At 70.2% G+C, this 887-nt stretch carries 1 protein-coding gene and 1 pseudogene; one reads left to right on the top strand and one right to left on the bottom strand.

Annotated features, from left to right (window positions below; translation table 11 throughout):
* The coding region (locus tag A5692_RS07225; RefSeq protein WP_068053992.1) for a TetR/AcrR family transcriptional regulator at positions 1 to 610 on the bottom strand (610 nt) is incomplete at its 3' end.
* A gap of 143 nt (positions 611 to 753) precedes the next feature.
* On the opposite strand from A5692_RS07225, the pseudogene A5692_RS07220 reads away from it, so the two are divergent.
* Positions 754 to 887, top strand: a pseudogene (locus A5692_RS07220) (TetR/AcrR family transcriptional regulator); the annotation flags it as partial.

Genomic DNA, 887 nt, shown 5'->3' with positions numbered 1-887 from the left:
CGAGCAACGTTCCCCGGATCAATTTCTTGGCCGCGTCCAGCGCGGCGTGATAGTCCCGGGGCGGCGACGTGGCCGCCAGCTCCGTCAACCCATAGATCAGCGCGTAGACGGCCTCGACGATGCCGTTGCGGTCGGCCCGGTGCGCGAGCTCGCCCCGGCGGTAGGCATCGTCGATGACACCCTCGATGATTCCGCGAAACACCTGGAAGTCGGCCGCGAGCCGCGAATCGCGGGCGACAGCGCCTTCGGCGCGGATCACCCACTCGAAGGCGGCAAGATCGGGATACTCGCGCATGAGCCGGCCCGATTCGTCGAGCACCGCCTCGATGCGGTCGACGGCGGTCCCCGGGCGCGCGGCGGCCGCGCGCAGCCGCGGCAACGCGACGTCCGTGCGCGCCGCTATCGCGGCGTTGATCAGCTCCGCCTTGTTCGGAAAGTAGTTGTAGAGGCTGGCGCTGGTGATGTTCGCAGCCCGGGCGATCTCACGGATGGTGGCGCCCGCGTACCCGACCTCGGCCACGCAGCGCATCGCGGCGGTGATGATGCGGGCCCGGGTCTGCTCACCGTCGGCACCCACCGGGCGGCCCAATCGCGGCGGCGTGGCGCTCATGCGGCGGGAAGCACGTGGCAGCTCCGTCCATCACGCACTACGCACCTCCGCGGCGAAGCCGGAACTAATCGATCACTCGATTATATTCGACTGTGTCGGGCACCGAGAGCCGGCGGACGGGACGCGCGAGTGAGGACAGCACGGTGACGCGGGCGCAACGGGGACGTCCGGTCGGTGCCAGCGGCGAGGAGACGCGGCAGCGGATCGTCGTTGTCACCATGCGCTGCGTGGCCGAGGTCGGGTACGCGGGCGCCACCATCCGTGAGATCGCCCGGGC

It is taken from the genome of Mycobacterium sp. E342 (genome assembly GCF_001667665.1).
Taxonomy (GTDB): Bacteria; Actinomycetota; Actinomycetes; order Mycobacteriales; family Mycobacteriaceae; genus Mycobacterium.
This window is presented reverse-complemented; position numbering and strand designations above follow the sequence as displayed.